Source organism: Bacillus massiliigorillae (genome assembly GCF_000380245.2).
Lineage (GTDB): Bacteria > Bacillota > Bacilli > Bacillales > DSM-1321 > Bacillus_AD > Bacillus_AD massiliigorillae.
The window spans coordinates 105459-123861 of sequence record NZ_HG428741.1; the positions used below are offsets into that span (position 1 = coordinate 105459).

Genomic DNA, 18403 nt, shown 5'->3' on the forward strand with positions numbered 1-18403 from the left:
TTTTTTTATTATTTGAGCATTGTCTAACCTTACACCTGTTATGCTCGTCTTATTTCTGTCGCATAGCTCTGTTTGATTGGAAGTAAATCAAGGAGTATAAACATCAATCAAAAAAGATCGGTGACGGTTTTTCTATTTATTTTAGATTTTCTGGATTCAAGCTTTCAAGCTCAGGTAGTACAAATAGACCATCTTTACGGATTAGAACATCGTCGAAGTAAATTTCTCCTCCACCATATTCAGGTCTTTGAATATTAACCATATCCCAGTGAATATTAGATGAATTACCATTGAAAGCTTCATCATAGCATTGACCAGGAGTGAAGTGGAAGCTACCATCTATTTTTTCATCGAAAAGTATATCTTGCATTGGGTGTAGAATATATGGATTTACGCCAATTGCAAATTCACCTACATAACGAGAACCTTCATCCGTATCGAAGATTTTATTAATACGTTCAGTATCATTTGCTTTGGCATCAACGATTTTTCCGTCTTTAAATGTTAGCTGCACATTTTCAAATGTAAAACCTTGATATGGTGATGGTGTGTTATATGTAATGATTCCGTTAACAGAATCTTTAACTGGAGCTGTAAATACTTCACCATCTGGAATGTTCATTTCTCCTGCACATTTAATAGCAGGTATATCTTTGATAGAGAAAGAAAGGTCTGTACCTGGTCCAGTTAATCGTACTTTGTCAGTTTTATTCATAAGTTCAACAAGATTGTCCATTGCTTTACTCATTTTGCTGTAATCTAAATTACATACGTTGAAATAGAAATCTTCAAAAGCTTCAGTGCTCATTTTGGCAAGTTGAGCCATGGCACTATTAGGATAACGCATTACAACCCATTTTGTTTTAGGAACTCGAATTTCACTATGTACTTTTTTGCCTACAGTATCTCCTTGAATCTTCATTCGTTCTGCTGGTACATCTGCTAGTTCATTAATGTTATCACCAGATCGAAGACCGATGTAAGCATCCATCTCCTTCATAACTGTTGCCTCGAAAGTAGCCATCATGTCATATTGTTCTTGCTCGGCACCCATTAAAAGAGCACGATCAATTTGATGGTCCTTCAATGACACAAAAGGATATGCTCCGACTTTATAAGCTTCTTCAATGATAGCCTTCACTAATTCACGCTGAATACCGAAGTTTTCAATTAGTACTTTTTCACCTTTTCTTAGTTTCAAGGAATAATTAATGAGATTACTTGCTAATTTACTTATTCTAGGATCTCTCATGTTTTTCATAACCTCCTATTGGTTTAATGTTTTGTTTTATGAAAGAGTCATTATTATTGTAACCGAATTTTTGAAAAAATTTTAGTAGTGGATTTTTTTCGTAAAGAAAAGATAAACAAACTACTTTTTTTAAAGCTTTCCGTGTAGAATAGTTTATAATGGATGAATAAGGGTATTTATCTAGAAAGTGCAAGTGCGGAGGTGTAAAGATGGAAATAATTCTTTATTTGAGTGCAGCTGTTGCGGCCATTGCGTTTTTTATTTTAGTCATTTATTTAACAAAAACGTTAAAATCACTTCAAGTAACGCTTGATAGTGTGTCACATACACTCACTGGTTTAGAGAAACAACTGCAAGGGCTTACTACTGAATCGACTCTTCTATTACATAAAACAAATGCTTTAGCAGAGGATTTACAGAAGAAATCGGAAAATTTAAATTCTGTAGTGGATGCGGTTAAAGAGGTTGGAACAACTGTAAAGGGTTTTAATAATTCATTACAGAATGTGACAACGAAAGTTGAAAATGAACTGGTAGAAAACCAAGATAAGATTGCTCAAGCTGTGCAGTGGGGAAATGCATTTTTTGAACTGCGAGATATGTGGAAGAAAAGGTCTGAAAGAAAATCACAAGCAACTTCAGATGCAGCTTATGAAGAAAATGAAAAACCAGAAAAGAAAGCAAGAAGAAATTTACGTTCACGAGGCTAATTTTTCAATATAAATAGGAAAGAGGAGATCAATATGAATTCAAATGAATACCAAAAAGACCTTTCAAGAGATAGTGCAAAAAATGATAATAATCGCGACTCTATTAATTCTAAAGATTTTATGATTGGTGCATTAATTGGAGGAATTGTTGGTGCAGCTACTGCTCTATTCCTTGCTCCTAAATCAGGAAAAGAACTTCGTTATGATTTAAATGATAGCGCGAAGATGTTATCTCAAAAGACAGAAAAAATACGTAAAGCTGCAATGGAAAAAGGCGCTGAATTAACAGAAGTAGCGAAGGCTAAAACAAGCACTCTTGGAGAGACTGTTGCTAAACAAACGGAAACTCTTAAAGAAAACGTGAAGAAGTTACAACGTAAAGAAGTTCCACAAACAGTTAGTGCAAATACGGCATCTTCTGAAGCAGCATCATCAACTACGGATTATATTGCTATTAATGAAAGTCATGTGAAGCAAAAGTTAGAAGAAGCAGAAAATGCCCTAACAGAAACAGAAAATAAATTAAAACAATAATAAAGAACTACAGGGTAAATATTGGATTTTTAAGCGGTGAAGTGTTAAGATGACTTCACCGCTTATTTGTGAAATCATAAAGAAAGGGCGAGGTAATAATGACATTGGAACATATACATGATAAAGAACAGTTACGTGAATACTTGAAAGAAGAAGCCATTGTTTTATTTAAGCATAGCTCCACTTGTCCTGTTAGTGGTGCAGCATATGCTGAATTCACTAAATTTACTGAAAGCCACCCTGAATTCCCATCAGTATATTTAGTAGTGCAAGAAGACAGAGAGCTTTCTAATATAATTGCACAAGACTTTCATGTTAAACATGCATCGCCTCAAGCAATTCTATTTAAAAACGGTGATGTTGCATGGCATGATTCACATTGGAATATTACACAATCAGCACTTACAAAAGTATTGGAAGAGAAATAAAAGAAGAAGCCCTTCATATTAACTTATATGAAGGGCTTCTGTGTTTGCGTAGTTATTGTGTTTTATTTCCATAGGCTGGCCACATTATACGTAGATCATCGCCAGGTTCTATTTCTTCATGGAAACCAATTTCTTTATTATTTTTCACAAGAATAAATCGGCTATTTGCTACTTTAGGCAAGTCAATGTCAACATGACGGAATAAATCTTGGAAAATAAATGGTTGTATCTTATTATGCACAATCCTTAATTTTTCCCCATATTTAAGAATGTCTTTTTCTTGTAAGAGATAATCTCCTCGATATACTTCTGTAACGGTCTTCTTCAAGGTAATTCGATTTCCGTTAAATGTTACTGGAATCGAATGAGTTAAGACGAGATTTAGACTGTTAGCAACCTCTTGAAGTGTTGGTGCAGTAGCACGTTCTATTTGAATGGTATCCCCATCATCAAACGGAGAAGATAAGCGTGCTTCTACTCCATTTTTGATTACCTTACCACTATATTTATTCAAGGAATATGCTTTATCATTTAAGTAAACGGTGAAGGCTTGTAATTGGGAAAGTAATGGAGTAAGCCCTAATGCTTTCAGTAATGCATCCACTGTTTCAGGTAATTTGCAAATGATTTCATCACGATCGTGTACTTCTTCCTCGTTTGTTACAATTTGCCCATTTTTCTTTATAACGGCTTCAATAACGTATTTTGTTTGGTTGATAATGACTGATTTTATTGGAATATCATCTAATAAGTCTTTAATGTAAACGGTAGGTTGTGTTCCGTCGTTTCCGCGTTCTACAGTAATTCGATCGTTAGCTTCTATTTCATCGTCTAATGAGGCGGGTTGATCGTTTAGTAGTATAGTTGGTGCTCCTCCGTGTATACCTGGAACGGTAATACTTTGCCCATTTACATTAACCATAGTAGCCATTCCTGGTTTACCGTATAATTTATTGACTTTCATTCCTGTGGCTAGCAAACAATCTCCAATTGTTAAGCGTTTCATATCAAATAAACGAACTGCTATATTATTGACAGTAACCGTTAAATATTGAATAGGGTTTTTTTGTGCAGCTAATGCTATACCAATTGGTGTCACAAGTTCGGGTCCTTTTGGAATTTTAGAATCAATTGTTAAGTTTTGAATAGCATCTATTCCTCTAACAGCTACTCTGTTAATTGGAAGACTTAAATTAGCTGCAAGCAGCTTTGGTAGCTCTGGCGTAAGACTACCTCCACCAACTAGCATTACCGCTTTAGGTGAATGATTGTTATTGAGTTGTAAAATCTCTGTACTGATTGATTCTGCTAGCTTCGTTAAAGCAGGATATATCTTTTCAACTATGTCTTCCTTAGATATCTCCTCTTCAAAGCCTAATATATCTGTAACTGTAATAGTATCTTCCGTATTTATTTGTCGTTTCGTATTTTCGGCTAAAGGAAAATCGAGCAGAAGAGCATCACTTATTGCTTCTGTAATTTCATCACCAGCAATCGGTACCATCCCGTACGCAATAACGGTTCCAGAATCTGTTAGAGCAATGTCGGATGTTCCAGCCCCGATATCAATGAGAGCAACATTTAACCTACGCATAGAAGGGGGAATAAGGACATTTATTGCAGCTATAGGTTCGAGAGTAAGTGCTTGCATTTCCAAGTCTGCTCGCTTAAGTGCTGCAATTAGTGATTCAACAACTACTTTAGGAAGAAATGTTGCAATAATTTCTACTGATGCTTCCTCTCCACTTTGATCAATTAAGCTTCCTATTTCTACTCCATCTAAACGATAGTATAAAACAGAGTAGCCTACACAATAATAATCAAAACTTCTTTCGTTGTTATATTTCTCAGCAACAAATGTTTGAGCTTGTTGGACGGCTGTTAGCTCAAGGTGAAGAATATCCTGTTTATTAATCATTGGCTTGCCTTTAATAGCAACAGAGACTGATGCCCGTTCAGTTTTTAACGCTCTACCTGCAGCAGCTACACAAACGCTCTTTAAAGGACCGTGATCGATTTCCATTTTTTCTTTTATTTCAGCTATGATTTGAGATACGGAGAGAACATCGTGAATTTGTCCATCTAGCATTGCTCTTTCTGTATGTTCAATTGATAAAATGTCAGTAACATGATAATTATTTTCCGATTTTTCTAGGATAATGCCAACTACTGAGCGTGTTCCTATATCTAATGCAAATAATTTCTCTTGCAATCTAAACACCTTCTTTTTCTTGTACTATTTATGAAAGATTACCTTTAAATATATTCTGAAAATATCGAAAAATTTCTTGTATCTATATTAAATTCAGATATACTTTAATAATACTTTAATTTTCGTTCTATTTGGAAAAAATATTTTGCTTTAGCACTTAAAAGCGTTTAATTATTAAAGTTTTTTCGTGACATTTAGTTTAAATTGATTTATAATAACTTCTAATTATATTAGAATGTATTATAAATACTAAAGTCATTAAAGTTGTTGGATTAATGGTCCTTTGACATTATCAAAGTACACTTTAATGCATAGATTAAAAACATATTCGAAGGGAATGGGTGGGACATGAGCAACAACGAACTGAATGAGTTACGTGACAAGCTAGATAATATTAACCTTTCTTTATTAGAGCTTATTAACGAAAGAGCTACAGTTGTACAAGAAATTGGTCGTGTGAAAGAGAAGCAAGGTGTAAATAAATATGATCCTTTAAGAGAACGTGCTATGTTAGACCTTATTGAAGAGAACAATCAAGGTCCTTTAGATAACAGCATTATCAAACATATTTTTAAAGAAATCTTTAAAATGAGTTTGGATCTTCAAAAAGATGATCAGAAGAAAGCATTACTAGTTTCTAGAAAGAGAAAACCAGAAGATACGATTATTACAATTAATAATGAGCAAATAGGAAATGGAACGCCTACAATGATATTTGGTCCTTGTGCTGTAGAATCGTATGAGCAAGTAGCGGCAGTTGCACAAGAATTAAAGGCTAAAGGATTGAAATTCATCAGAGGTGGAGCATACAAACCAAGAACATCTCCGTATGATTTCCAAGGTTTAGGGCTTGAAGGTCTGCAAATTCTTAAACGAGTAAGTGATGAGTTCGGTTTATCTGTTATTACTGAAATTGTTAGTCCATCCGACATTGAAAAGTCATTAGATTACATTGATGTTATTCAAATCGGTGCACGTAATATGCATAACTTCGAATTATTAAAAGCTGCTGGTGCGGTAGATAAACCAGTACTTCTAAAACGTGGTTTATCAGCTACAATTGATGAGTTTATCCACGCAGCAGAATACATTATGTCTCAAGGTAATGGCAATATTATTCTATGTGAGCGAGGCATTCGCACATACGAGAAAGCGACAAGAAATACGCTAGATATTACGGCTGTACCTATTCTAAAACAAGAAACACATTTACCAGTTCTTGTTGACGTGACACATTCTACAGGACGTAAAGATTTATTACTTCCAGCTGCTAAAGCAGCATTAGCTATTGGAGCGGATGGTGTAATGGCTGAGGTTCATCCAGATCCAAGTGTAGCTCTTTCAGATTCAGCTCAACAAATGGACTTCCAAGAATTCGATTCTTTCTGGAAAAACATCCAAAATCAGTTGAAAGTGACAGTGAAGCAATAAGTATCTGTTAAATTGAGGGTTATCTCTTATTAAGAGGAGATAACCCTTTTTTAGTGGGTTTTCAAGAACAACTCGTCTTATTTCTACCGCATAGCTCTTTTTCGATTGGGAGTAAATCGGGGAGCATAAACATCAATCCAAAAAGACTGGTGCCGGTTTTTTTGAATAAAATACATATAATGTAAAAAATAAGTGAGAGAATAGATGGACTTATCCTTAAAAGTAGTTTATAGTACCTTTAACTAAATTATCTTGCAGAAAAATCTGTCAGTTAGTAGGGATGAAATGGTATTATATAATAGGATAGAAATTATAACTTAAGGAAAAATTTATACAAACAACATTGCAGTTATCTGCACCTTATCGTAATATAAAGTATTATTAGAGTAGTATTTACAATGTGTTTATGTTCTTTTCTTTGTGTAATTTTGAGCAATGCAAATGATGAATAAGTATAAAATTTCATATTTCATATAGTTTTATAACGTACAATAAAGAATCCATTTTAATAATTGAAGGAGTGCCAAATGTAATGAATAACATAACGATATACGATGTAGCAAGAGAAGCGAATGTCTCTATGGCGACGGTTTCACGTGTCGTAAATGGAAACCCGAATGTTAAGCCAGCTACTAGAAAAAAGGTAATGGAAGTAATTGACCGATTAGGATATCGTCCTAATGCCGTTGCAAGAGGGTTAGCTAGTAAGAAAACAACAACAGTAGGGGTTATTATTCCTGACATTTCAAATATCTTTTTTGCTGAATTAGCTAGAGGAATAGAAGATATTGCAACAATGTATAAATATAATATTATTTTAAGTAACTCCGATGAGAATAAAGACAAAGAGTTACACCTCTTAAATACAATGCTAGGGAAACAAGTAGATGGTCTTATTTTCATGGGTGCGAATATTACTGAAGAGCATGTTAGTGAGTTCAAAAAATCACCTGTACCAATCGTACTTGCGGGTTCACTAGAAAATAGTCAGCAAATTTCATCAGTAAATATTGATTATGAAGCAGCGGCATATGACAGTGTAAAGAGCTTTATTGACCGTGGGCATTCAAAGATTTCATTAGTATTAGGTAATTTTGAAGAACCGATTAATATTAAGAAAATTGCTGGTTATAAGAGAGCTTTAGAAGAGCATAACATTGCTTACAATGAAGATTATATAATCGAGGGAGATTTCTCTTATGATTCAGGAATTGAAGCGGCAGATCGTTTACTTGAATTAGCAGATCGACCAACTTCTGTGTTGGTAGGGGCTGATGAAATGGCAGTAGGTGTTGTTCATGGTATTCAAGATAAAGGCTTCAATGTACCAGATGATATAGAAGTCATTAGTTTCGATAATACGAAATTAACACTAATGGTTAGACCACAAATTACTACTATTGTTCAACCATTATATGATATTGGTGCAGTTGCAATGCGATTGCTTACTAAATTAATGAATAAAGAATCAGTTAGTGATGACATTGTTGTTCTTCCACATAGAATTGAAGAACGTCAGTCAACTAAGAAGATAGAAGAATAAAATGAGAAAAGAGGCGTATGAAAAGTGATTGTATAATTACTTTTCATACGCCTCTTTACGTTTTATTTATCAACCGTTTTTCTACTTGAGCGGATTGGATAAAGTGCTTTTTCTAGCATTTGTGCATTCTTTTCAGTTATTTCAGCCTTACGTGGAATGGGTTCATACATATGTGTAGGATCATGCCATCTATTTGGAAGTGTAACAGGAGATTTAGATTGCCATTTTTCAATCCAATTGGTTGGAAGATCCCCTTTTATATTTGATAATTCAGTCATTTCTAACCAAATTCTTGCCCAGGCTCGGGGAACTACTCGCCAAATATCGTAGCCTCCACCACCGACAGCAACCCAACGTCCGTTACAGTATTTGTGTGCAAGTTCATGTGCAAGTTTTGGAATGCGTTCGTATATATTCATAGTTGCAGATAAATGTGTGAGGGGGTCAAGGTAGTGAGCGTCTGCACCGTTTTGCGTCAAAATAATATCAGGTTTGAAAAATTCCACAATTTCTTTAAATGCTGTTTCATAGGCGTGAAGAAAGGATTCATCTTCTGTAAAAGCATCGATTGGAATATTAAAAGAATAGCCATATCCTTTTCCCTGTCCGCGTTCATTAATATTCCCTGTACCTGGAAATAAGTATCTCCCTGTTTCATGAATAGAGAATGTACAAGCTTGATCATCATCATAGAAGGACCACTGTACTCCATCACCGTGATGTGCATCTGTATCTACATAGAGAACTCTGGCATTATAATGTTTTTGTAAATATTTAATAGCAATAGAATTGTCGTTATATACGCAAAATCCTGAAGCTTTACCTCTAAAGCTGTGATGAAGACCACCACCTAAGCTTAAGGCGTGTTCTGCTTTTCCGGTCATAACTGCATCTACAGCAGCTAAAGTTCCACCAACCAACATCGCACTTGCTTCATGCATATTAGGGAAAGCGGGTGTATCTTCTGTACCTAGCCCATAGTTTTCAGCCCGTTCTTCAGACAATAATCCTTCACTAGCAAGTTTAACAGCGTCAACATAGTTGGGATCATGAATCAAGCAAAGTTCTTCATCTGTTGCTATACGAGGTTTTATGATATCTTCATCACTTATGGCATTACTCATTTGAAGTAAGTCTAATGTTAGTTTAAGTCGTAATTGATTGAAAGGATGATTATCATTAAATTTATATTTTAACATTTCATCTGAATAAACGAAGACTGCTTTTTTCATGATATAAACTCCGGTTCCTTAGGCCAGAGGACAGTATATCCATGTCCTTTAAGACTTGAGACAACGGGAAGTGGGTTCATCGTTTGTACTCGTATAGCAAGGATTTTAAAATCCTTATCAGAGTGGTCAGGATAGACAAGAACACTTTGGATATTTACTCTCTGTGCTTTGAAAATCGCTGATACATCACTTAGCATACCTGTTTTGTTAGGTACCCTCACTTGAATTTGGGAACCAGGTTGATTAGAACCGGTTAATTCAACAAAAGTGTGGAGTAAATCAGTCTCTGAAATAATTCCAACTAGTTTTTTGTCAGTTAAAACAGGCATGCAGCCAATTTTATTCTCGTAAAATACAACAGCCACATCTTCAACGAAATCAAGCGGGTGCCCCGTAATTAAATTTGTTTTCATAATAGAACGTAATGGTTTCTGAAGAATTTCCGTGTGTTCATTCGTTTGAAAAATGGATGGTGTTGCATCTCGAATGTCTTGGTTGGATACTAACCCAGTACAATGATATTGATCGTTCACGATAGGGATATGTCTAATTTTGTGTTCTCTCATAACTTCGATGGCTTTTTTTATGGAATCTTGCTCTGTTAAAGTAATAACATCTTGACTCATGATTTCTTCTAGTATCAAAAGAATAGCCTCCTTAAAATGAAGTTCTTAGTAAACTAGGTAACACATGAAGTAAAGTTATATATGAATCTAGATTGACTGATTGCTAGTTCAATCTAGTACATAAAGCGATTCATAAAACGTAACTGGTCAAACTTTTCTACGGAATCAGCGTGCACCCTGGAACCAATGCGCGCCATTAAACAGTTAGCTGGATGTGAGCAGATCTCAGGATCATCTGTGGCAAAATATTCAAGTCCACCAGCTTGCATCATTTTTTCCATAATTTTTCTATATTCCCATACATTCAGACCTGTACCTTTCAGGTCCCAATGCCAGTAATATTCTGTAGTAATGATAATATAGTCTTCCATTGCATCATCCATCATAGCAACGCGAAGCATGTTCTTTCCTACTCCACTGCCACGATAATCAGAAATAACTTCAATTGCCCCCAACTCTATTAAATCATCCATTTTACCTTCAGACCATCTTTCTAACTCATCTGGATATAAATAAGTTACATATCCAACGATAACATTGTCTTTCCTTGCAACAATGATTCGTCCCTCAGGTAATTTGGCTATTTCAACGATTGCTTTATGTTGTTGTTGGGGAGGACGAAAAGCAACTAGACCTTCATGGAATTCATATCTTTCTAGGTTTTCTGGTAACACGGGACCTTCAATCACAATAGTACCTTGCGCAGTTTCAAATTCTTTTGCGTTGTACGTTTTCCTGTGATCCATCCTTTCACCGCCTTATCAATTTCATCTTTCTAATTATTGCACAAAAAAATACAAAATAAAGAATTATTATTATATTTTGTGTGAACATTGGAAAAATGGATGATAAATGGAGGAAATGGTAGAAAAATACCATTTTGTTTATTTTTTTAAAAATTGAGAATATATAATAAATAGTTTATAATATATTTGTAACTTGTAAAAAAGGGGATGGACAGATGAAAGTGGAAGCGCTATCAGTAATTCAAGGGGATTTTAATTTACAGAGCTATGAAGAGATGTATAGGGAGTTTGATTGGGCACAGGTAGAAAAGAACTTCTCTTGGCATGAGACTGGACAAGTTAATATGGCCTATGAAGCAATTGACCGCCATGCAGAAGGTGTTAAAAAGAACCAAGTGGCCTTATATTACAGAAATGCAGACAGAAATGAAAAGTATACTTTTAAAGAAATGAAGGAACAATCGAATAAAGCTGGTAATGTATTAAAGAGTGTTACAGGTGTTGAAAAAGGTGATAGAGTATTTATCTTTATGCCTCGTTCTCCTGAATTATATTTTGCATTACTAGGTGCTGTTAAATTAGGAGCAATCGTTGGACCACTTTTCGAAGCTTTCATGGAAGGTGCAGTTCGAGATCGCTTAGAAGATAGTGAAGCGAAAACAATCATTACTACCCCAGAGTTATTACCTAGAATTCCTGTTGATGAGCTTCCTGCTTTAAAGCATGTCTTAGTTATCGGTGAAAATGTTAGCGAAGCAGGTAAAGTAATTGACTACAATAAACATTTTCAAGTTGCGAGCAACAAATTAAATATTCAGTGGGTAGACCGTAATGATGGCTTATTATTACACTACACATCAGGATCAACTGGAAAGCCAAAAGGAGTATTGCATGTACATAATGCTATGATCCAACATTATCAAACAGCAAAATGGGTATTGGATTTGAAAGAAAGTGATGTATATTGGTGTACTGCTGACCCAGGTTGGGTAACTGGTACTTCTTATGGCATATTTGGTCCATGGTTAAATGGAGTTTCTAATGTTGTAGTTGGTGGACGTTTTAAACCAGAAGCTTGGTATCAAACAATTGAAGAGTACGGTGTAACAGTTTGGTATAGCGCTCCTACTTCATTTAGAATGTTGATGGGTGCTGGTGATGAAGTTGTTAAGAAGTTTGATTTAAGTACGTTACGTCATATTTTAAGTGTTGGTGAACCATTGAACCCTGAAGTGGTTCGTTGGGGAATGAAAGTATTCGATCTTCGTATCCATGATACTTGGTGGATGACAGAGACAGGTGCTCAGTTAATCTGTAATTATCCTTGTATGGAAATTAAACCAGGTTCGATGGGCAAACCAATTCCAGGTGTTGTTGCTGCAATCGTTGATGACCAAGGAGTTGAGTTACCACCTTATAGAATGGGTAACTTGGCAATCAAAAAAGGTTGGCCATCTATGATGAACCAAATTTGGAATAATCCTGAGAAATATGAATCATATTTCATGCCTGGTGATTGGTATGTATCTGGCGATTCTGCTTATATGGATGAAGATGGCTATTTTTGGTTCCAAGGTCGAATTGATGATGTAATTATGACGGCTGGTGAGCGTGTAGGTCCTTTTGAAGTAGAGAGTAAATTAGTAGAGCATCCAGCAATTGCAGAAGCTGGTGTAATCGGAAAGCCTGATCCTGTTCGTGGAGAAATTATTAAAGCATTCATTGCTTTACGTGATGGCTACGAAGCAAGTGATGAACTTATTGAAGAAATTCGTCTCTTTGTAAGAAATGGACTGGCTGCTCATGCTGCTCCTAGAGAGATTGAATTTAAAGATAAACTTCCAAAGACACGAAGCGGAAAAATCATGCGAAGAGTATTGAAAGCTTGGGAGCTTGATTTACCAACTGGAGATTTATCTACGCTTGAAGATTAATTGAAGTAAAAAAGAAGAGGTCGACATTGTCGACCTCTTCTTTTTTTAAGCTCCACCAGTTCCATTTTGTGTAGCTGGTGGAGTTGGTGGAGTTGGTGGTGTTTCAGGTTTTTCCTCCGGTTTTTGGTCCGGAGTTGTTGGTGGGTTCGGATTCGGATTCGGATTCGGATCCGGCTTTGTTCCTGGGTTTGGATCCGGTTTCGTACCTGTACCAGGATTCGGGTTTGGTTTTGTACCAGTTCCCGGATTTGTATCTGTACCTGGTTTTGAATCGGGTTTTGTCGAATCAGTAGTTGGTGGTGTCGTTTCTGTTTTTCCTCCACCTATTGTAACGACATTCGATGCAGGAGACTCGTTACCAGCGATATCAACTGCTTTTACGATATAAGAACCTGCTCCTCCAGAGAAGGTTAGTGCTTGTCCAACTTTTATCGAAGCTACTTTTCTATTATCCTTGTACACTCGATATCCAATAACATCGCCATCTCCATGGCCATTCCATGAAATCGTATTACCTGAAGCTGTAATCGATAAAGCATATGGTGCTCTTCCATTGTCACTTAGCTGTTCAGCACCACTATTAGAACCACCTAAATCTATGCTATTGCTTATGAGCCAACGGCTACCAATTAATTTAACGAAATCAGGTGATAGTATCGCTCCTGATTCAGTAAATTCAGCAGGAGTTGTTGGGAGTGCTAAATAGCGTTTACCTCCAATGACAACAAATTTTCCATTTGCTGTTGTAGCATTTCCTAGTTTCGCAGAATAGTTGGATGGGAATAAATCAGAAGAGCTAATCCCCGCCGCAGCTAATAAATCACTTGGTAAATTATACATGGAAGCGTATGAGCGACTTCCGAAACCTCCAGGGCTTTGGAATCGTTTCTTAGTTCCAATTAATTCTTTGTCAACTTTATACAAGGCATTCATGTAATCTGCCCATAAATATTGATTTCGTTTGCTGTAGCTTAAACCGCCACCAATGTCTAGTGACTTTTCTAAATCATAACCATTCCATACTCCAAGTGTAACGTTTGGATTCGAAGCTACAAACCAGGCATCACTATAATGGTTACCTGTCCCGGTTTTACCAGCGAAGTCAGAATAGAAGTTTAAGCGTCCGCGTACTGATGCAGCTGTACCGCTATTAACGACGTCACGCATCATGTCGATTGTTAAGTAAGCTGTTGTTGGTGAAAATACCTTAACTGGCTCTGATTTATGTTGATAGACGATTTCACCTTTTTTTGTTTCAATCTTTTCAATCATATAAGCGTCGACGAATTGGCCATTATTAGCCAATGTAGCATAGGCATTTGTATTTTCTTCGACTGTTACCCCTTTGCCTAAAGAACCAATGGATGCAGCTGGATTCTCATAATCACCTGGTGTTAATGAAGTGAATCCCATTTTCTCAAGGAACTTAGCTGGTCGTTGATTAATGATATCCATATAGAACTGTGCGGCAGGTGTATTTTGTGAATATTTCAATGCTTTACGAGCACTTGTTAACCCACTATAGCCGCCTCCATAGTTTTTAGGTTGCCAACCATGTATATTAATTGGACCATCTATAGCTAATGTACCAGGAGCTAACGTCCCTAGTTCTATTGCTGGTGCATAAACTAATAGAGGTTTCATCGTAGAGCCGTTTGAACGATAAGCGCCTGTCGCATGGTTAAGTTGCATACGATTGAAATCGCGTCCTCCAACAAAGCTTAATATTTTCCCTGTTTTGTTTTCAATTAACATGGAACCTGTTTCAACAGGCATTGGAACTGTTTTTGTTTCTTTTGTTTCAGGATCAGTCACTTCTCTTTGTCTGGTAGGTCCATAATAAGAGAAATTCTTAGTCACATTATCCATAGCATCATACATATCTTTATTAATTGTAGTATGAATTTTATAACCGTTTTGACGAATAGCTTTATCTGCTTTCGCAACATATTTGTTACCTAGATTTTTGTCTTTTTTCAAATCCGCTTCTGTATATCCATCTTCTTTCGCTAGATGGGCTGAGAGGATTTGTATAGAACGCTGCTCAACCTCTGTTGTTAAGAATGGATATTTCTCAAATGCGGGTGGTAATGCGTTAGTGAAATCCTTTGTTACATCATAGTCAAGAGCTTCATTATATTCTTTCTCTGTTATGAAACCACCGCTATACATTCTTGAAAGTACAATCTTCTGACGGTTCAATCCAGGCTCAAGATTTTCTTTTAGTTTACCTTGATTAGTAAACGGAGTATATCCAAATGGGCTTTGAGGTAAACCAGCTATATAAGCAGATTGTGCAAGGTTTAAATCCTTTGCATCAACACCAAAGATTCCTTCTGCTGCAGCTTGAACACCTGCAATGTTTCTACCTGAAGAGTTTCTTCCAAATGGAGAAATATTTAGGTAAGCTTCAAGAATATCATCTTTATCGAAGAATTTTTCAAGACGTAAAGCTAGTAAAATTTCATTAGCTTTTCTTTGAAATGAAACTTCATTTGTTAACACCTGTTGCTTAATAAGTTGCTGTGTTAATGTACTACCACCTGATTGAACAGCTGAATTTGTCATTTCTTGAAAAACTGCACGGAAGACAGCTTTTGGCACGACACCATCGTGCTTATAAAAATACTCGTCCTCAGTTGCAATTACAGCATTTCGTAAGTACTTCGACATTTCCTCTAAAGGAACTTCTTCACGCTCTAGGTCTGTACGAAGCTTTCCTAGATATACGTTATTTGCGAAGTATAGCTCTGATGTTTCTTCGTAGTTGTAAATGTCCTTCGACAATTCCTCTTTCGAACGAATAGGTTCATCCTTGACGAGGGAAGCGAAATAGCCTGCTCCGATACCGCCAGCAAAAGCTGCACCAATGCCACCCAAAATGATAAATAAAAGGATTAAGTTCCAAATTACATGATAAGTAATGCGAAAAGTTCGCTTTTTCTTTGGGTCTCGAAGCCTGTTGAAGAATTGTGATAGTGTATTCGGCTTTTTAGTTTCTTTCATTATTTTTAACCCCCTGAAATTCAGAATTTATTATATCATAATCCACTAGGTAAATAGCGAAGGATTGAATTATTTTAATAAATTACTTCATGGTAAATGTCTATTCATGTTGCGGTTTATGTTTAAAGTGGGGGAACATTGACTTTTGATTGGTGATATAATAGAATACAGGGAGATTTACGAATATGATTCATATAGTTGCGATGACAGGTGCTTAGTAGTGTGTTTATCACTGTATTTAGAGAGCCGGTGGTTGGTGAAAACCGGAACATATAAACGCATGAATTACTACCTCGAGCATTTGCTAGGAACGCTGTTTATACAGTCAGTAGTAGTGAACGGTTTACGGAGCCGTTATTTTCTTTGAGTGGAGGATTGTCATTTGTAATCCTCAAGTTGGGTGGTACCGCGATTATTTCGCCCCTTCATATATTGAAGGGGCGTTTTTGTATTTTAAAAAAAGATTTTTCACAGGAGGTAAGCAGTATGGATTTATTACAAGATTTACAATGGAGAGGCATTATATATCAACAAACAGATGAAGAAGGTTTTAAAGAGCAATTAAAGAAAGAAATGACTTCTTTATATTGTGGAGTTGACCCAACTGCTGATAGTATGCATATTGGGCATTTATTACCTTTCTTAACATTACGTCGCTTCCAAGAAGCTGGTCATAGACCAATTATTCTTGTTGGTGGAGCAACTGGTATGATTGGTGATCCAAGTGGTAAAACACAAGAGCGTCAATTACAATCTATTGAGAAAATTCAACATAACGTAGAATGCTTGAAGAAGCAATTAGAGCGTATTTTTAATTTTGAAGGAGAAAATGGTGCAGTCATGACAAATAACTATGACTGGATTGGTTCTTTAGATATGATTTCCTTCCTTCGTGATTATGGAAAGCATATTGGTATTAACTATATGCTTTCGAAAGATATCGTTTCTTCAAGACTAGAAGCTGGTATTTCATTCACTGAATTTACGTACACAATTCTTCAAGCAATTGATTTCAATCACTTATATGAAAACTACAACTGTAAAGTTCAAATTGGTGGTAGTGACCAATGGGGTAACATTACAACTGGTTTAGAAATGATTCGTAAAGTACAAGGTGAAGGTGCAAAAGGATTTGGATTTACGATTCCATTAGTAACAAAATCGGATGGTACGAAATTTGGTAAAACAGAAAGTGGAGCAGTTTGGTTAGATGCTGAAAAGACAACACCATACGAGTTCTATCAATTCTGGATTAATACAGCTGACCAAGATGTAGTTAAATATTTAAAAATCTTTACGTTCTTATCTAAAGAAGAAATTGAAGCTCTTGAAGAATCGGTTCAAACAGAACCACATTTACGTAAAGCACAAAAAACATTAGCGGAAGAAATGACACGTTTAGTTCATGGACAAGAAGCTCTTGATACAGCGATTAACATTTCTCAAGCATTGTTTAGTGGAGACATTAAGAGCTTAACAGCCGCTGAAATTATGCAAGGTTTTAAAGATGTTCCGTCATACAAGCATGAAGATGGAGCAGAAATCACTTTAGTTGATTTGATTGTAAATGCTAAGATTTCCCCATCTAAGCGTCAAGCGCGTGAAGATATTACAAATGGTGCAATTAGCATCAATGGTGATAAAGTAACAGACGTACAATATGTTTTATCACAAAATGATCGTGTAGAAGACCAATTTACAATTATTCGTCGTGGTAAGAAGAAGTATACGTTAATTCAATATTAATAAGAGTAAATTACTTTTTACTAGCTGTCGGCTTTGTCGGCAGCTTTTTTATTATGGTGAAATCTTTGGCATATATTTCTGTTATCAATTGGGCTGTAGTTCTTTTATTTTTACCATTAATTCTTTCGTATTGGAAGACATATAGTCACTTGAAAAGAGAATGTGATTTATTCGAGTAATTATATATAGGTGAATCTGAATCAAATAGAAAAACCATCCGCATAAGCAGATGGTTTTTTCAATAAACTAACGAGAGTACCACTCAACGATAAGTGCTTCGTTAATTTCAGCTGGCATTTCAGAACGTTCTGGTAAACGAGTGAAAGTACCTTCTAATTTTTCAGCATCAAAAGTAACGTAATCTGGAGTGAAGTTGTTCACTTCGATAGCTTCTTTGATGATGTCAAGGTTACGTGATTTTTCACGAACTGCAATTACTTGACCAGGTAATACTTTGTATGAAGGAATATCAACGCGTTTTCCATCAACAAGGATGTGACCGTGGTTAACTAATTGACGAGCTTGACGACGAGTACGTGCTAAACCTAAACGGTAAACAACGTTATCAAGACGAGACTCAAGTAATGCCATGAAGTTCTCACCAAGGATACCTTGTTTCATTTTAGCCGCTCTATCAAACATAGTACGGAATTGACGTTCGTTAACTCCATACATATGACGAAGTTTTTGTTTTTCTTGTAACTGAAGACCATATTCAGTTAATTTCTTACGTTGGTTTGGACCATGTTGTCCAGGAGCGTAAGGGCGTTTTTCTAATTCTTTACCTGTTCCTGATAATGAAATACCAAGACGACGAGATAATTTCCAGCTTGGACCTGTATAACGAGCCATGAATGACTCCTCCTCTTTTTGTTTTTATTTTGTAAAATAAAAACAGTAGTGAAAACGATGACCATGACCATTTTGTTTTCATGTATCCTCGCCCTCGCAGCCAAGGGTTACAAGATACACCTCTTATATGAGGAACAAAATGTGTTCACAA

General features: G+C 36.0%; 14 protein-coding genes and 1 other annotated feature. Of the genes, 7 read left to right on the top strand and 7 right to left on the bottom strand.

From position 1 onward, the window contains the following. Positions 1-136 precede the first annotated feature (136 nt). Positions 137-1252, bottom strand: coding sequence for an aminopeptidase (locus TX86_RS00520; RefSeq protein ID WP_042345270.1), 1116 nt, complete (start codon positions 1250-1252; stop codon positions 137-139). A 209-nt stretch (positions 1253-1461) separates the two neighbouring features. Here TX86_RS00520 and TX86_RS00525 point away from each other — a divergent pair, with 209 nt between their 5' ends. The 3 genes from TX86_RS00525 to ytxJ all read left to right on the top strand — a co-directional run bounded on the left by TX86_RS00525 (position 1462) and on the right by ytxJ (position 2924). Further along, entirely contained in the window at positions 1462-1962 is a 501-nt protein-coding gene (locus tag TX86_RS00525; RefSeq protein WP_042345272.1) for a DUF948 domain-containing protein, read from the top strand. A gap of 33 nt (positions 1963-1995) precedes the next feature. After that, complete coding sequence (locus TX86_RS00530) at positions 1996-2496, top strand: YtxH domain-containing protein (protein ID WP_042345274.1); 501 nt, start codon at positions 1996-1998, stop codon at positions 2494-2496. 98 nt (positions 2497-2594) lie between these two features. Further along, positions 2595-2924 carry a bacillithiol system redox-active protein YtxJ gene (gene ytxJ, locus TX86_RS00535; protein WP_042345276.1) on the top strand — a complete coding sequence of 110 codons (330 nt, stop codon included), beginning with the start codon at positions 2595-2597 and terminating at the stop codon, positions 2922-2924. 52 nt (positions 2925-2976) lie between these two features. Here the strand turns inward: ytxJ and TX86_RS00540 are convergent, their stop codons facing one another. Beyond that, complete coding sequence (locus tag TX86_RS00540; protein WP_042345278.1) at positions 2977-5136, bottom strand: cell division protein FtsA; 2160 nt, start codon at positions 5134-5136, stop codon at positions 2977-2979. Between the two features lie 348 nt (positions 5137-5484). On the opposite strand from TX86_RS00540, the gene TX86_RS00545 reads away from it, so the two are divergent. Continuing rightward, entirely contained in the window at positions 5485-6567 is a 1083-nt protein-coding gene (locus TX86_RS00545) for a bifunctional 3-deoxy-7-phosphoheptulonate synthase/chorismate mutase (RefSeq protein ID WP_042345280.1), read from the top strand. Positions 6568-7099: 532 nt separating this feature from the next. After that, on the top strand, positions 7100-8110 hold the full coding sequence (gene ccpA, locus TX86_RS00550) for a catabolite control protein A (RefSeq protein WP_042345282.1): 1011 nt from the start codon (positions 7100-7102) through the stop codon (positions 8108-8110). Between the two features lie 62 nt (positions 8111-8172). Here ccpA and TX86_RS00555 read toward each other — a convergent pair whose 3' ends face one another. The 3 genes from TX86_RS00555 to TX86_RS00565 all read right to left on the bottom strand — a co-directional run bounded on the left by TX86_RS00555 (position 8173) and on the right by TX86_RS00565 (position 10714). Next, on the bottom strand, positions 8173-9345 hold the full coding sequence (locus TX86_RS00555) for an acetoin utilization protein AcuC (RefSeq protein WP_042345284.1): 1173 nt from the start codon (positions 9343-9345) through the stop codon (positions 8173-8175). Continuing rightward, positions 9339-9986, bottom strand: coding sequence for an acetoin utilization AcuB family protein (locus TX86_RS00560; RefSeq protein ID WP_042345286.1), 648 nt, complete (start codon positions 9984-9986; stop codon positions 9339-9341). The genes TX86_RS00555 and TX86_RS00560 overlap by 7 nt, the downstream gene beginning before the upstream one ends. A gap of 95 nt (positions 9987-10081) precedes the next feature. Further along, complete coding sequence (locus tag TX86_RS00565; protein ID WP_042345288.1) at positions 10082-10714, bottom strand: GNAT family N-acetyltransferase; 633 nt, start codon at positions 10712-10714, stop codon at positions 10082-10084. A 215-nt stretch (positions 10715-10929) separates the two neighbouring features. On the opposite strand from TX86_RS00565, the gene acsA reads away from it, so the two are divergent. After that, positions 10930-12648 carry an acetate--CoA ligase gene (acsA, locus tag TX86_RS00570; protein WP_042345290.1) on the top strand — a complete coding sequence of 573 codons (1719 nt, stop codon included), beginning with the start codon at positions 10930-10932 and terminating at the stop codon, positions 12646-12648. Between the two features lie 45 nt (positions 12649-12693). On the opposite strand, the gene TX86_RS00575 is transcribed toward acsA, so the two are convergent. Then, a complete protein-coding gene (locus tag TX86_RS00575; RefSeq protein ID WP_081707515.1) occupies positions 12694-15654 on the bottom strand; it encodes a transglycosylase domain-containing protein in 2961 nt (986 codons plus the stop codon). 194 nt (positions 15655-15848) lie between these two features. Further along, positions 15849-16082, top strand: a binding site (T-box leader). Between the two features lie 58 nt (positions 16083-16140). Between TX86_RS00575 and tyrS the strand changes: the two genes are divergently transcribed. Continuing rightward, positions 16141-17400, top strand: a complete 1260-nt coding sequence (gene tyrS, locus TX86_RS00580; protein ID WP_042345292.1) for a tyrosine--tRNA ligase — start codon at positions 16141-16143, stop codon at positions 17398-17400. A 246-nt stretch (positions 17401-17646) separates the two neighbouring features. On the opposite strand, the gene rpsD is transcribed toward tyrS, so the two are convergent. Continuing rightward, positions 17647-18252: a 30S ribosomal protein S4 gene (gene rpsD, locus TX86_RS00585; RefSeq protein WP_042345295.1), complete on the bottom strand. Its 606-nt coding sequence runs from the start codon at positions 18250-18252 to the stop codon at positions 17647-17649. Positions 18253-18403 lie beyond the last annotated feature (151 nt).